This is a genomic window from Mycobacterium sp. E802 (genome assembly GCF_001666875.1).
GTDB lineage: Bacteria > Actinomycetota > Actinomycetes > Mycobacteriales > Mycobacteriaceae > Mycobacterium.
In genome coordinates this window covers 1-988 of sequence record NZ_LZJD01000188.1, presented here as the reverse complement: position 1 = coordinate 988, position 988 = coordinate 1, and the positions used below count along the sequence as shown (strand labels likewise).

Below are 988 nucleotides of genomic sequence, written 5' to 3'. Positions count from 1 at the left end.
ACGGCGAGCAGATCGAACGTGGTGCGCGCCGCCTGACCCACAACCGGTACGACGCCGAAGACCTCGTGCAGGAGACACTTCTCAAGGCCTACAGCGGTTTTCACACGTTCAAGCCAGGATCGAATGCGCGCGCATGGCTGTTTCGGATCATGTACAACACCTGGATCAACTCGTACCGCACGACGCAGCGTCGGCCCGAGGAGGTGCTGGCCGAATCGGTCACCGACGCCCAACTGGCCGCGGCGCTGGCCGGTTCTCCGATCGAGTTGGCCTCGGCCGAGCTCGCCGCGCTGGAATCCATGGGCGACGACGAGGTGCGGCGGGCCATGGAGGCACTGCCCGATTTCCAGCGGGTCATCGTGTACTACGCCGACGTCGCGTGCTTCCGGTACAAGGAGATCGCTGAGCTCATGGACATTCCGGTTGGCACTGTGATGTCGAGGTTGCACCGGGCGCGTCGCAATCTGCGTAAGCTGCTCGCCGAAACTGCGGTTGCCAGAGGGTATCTGGCCCGGAGTCAGGACAACGGCACGGCAGCCTGAACCTTACCGGCGTCGCGGCCGATGCCACGGTCCCGGGCCACGTCGGCGAGCAACTCCCGCAGCCGCTTTCGTCCGCGGGCCAGTCGGGACATCACGGTTCCGACGGGTGTGCCCATCAGGGCGGCGATTTCGCGGTAGTGGTAGCCCTCGACGTCGGCGAAGTACACGGTCATCCGGTTGGCCGCAGGGATCGCGTCCAGTGCGTCCGCGATGTCGTCGTCGCGCATCGCTTCGAGCGCTTCCACTTCCGCTGACCGCAAACCCGAAGATGTATGCCGCCCCTCGGCGGACACCTGCCAATCGGTGATGTCTTCACACAGTTGCTCACCCACGGCGCGTTGGCGGGCGCGATAGCTGTTGATCCAGTTGTTGTACATGATCCGAAACAGCCATGCGCGCGCATTCGATCCTGGCTTGAACGTGTGAAAACCGCTGTAGGCCTTGAG

At 64.1% G+C, this 988-nt stretch carries 2 protein-coding genes; one reads left to right on the top strand and one right to left on the bottom strand.

Going from position 1 to position 988, the window contains the following annotated elements:
* Positions 1 to 542 (top strand): sigma-70 family RNA polymerase sigma factor (locus tag A5699_RS27315; RefSeq protein ID WP_067776781.1); only part of this gene is annotated, 542 nt, incomplete at its 5' end.
* Here the strand turns inward: A5699_RS27315 and A5699_RS27310 are convergent.
* A partial coding sequence (locus A5699_RS27310) for a sigma-70 family RNA polymerase sigma factor (RefSeq protein WP_067776778.1) occupies positions 518 to 988 on the bottom strand: 471 nt, incomplete at its 5' end. The two genes, A5699_RS27315 and A5699_RS27310, sit on opposite strands and share 25 nt — an antisense overlap.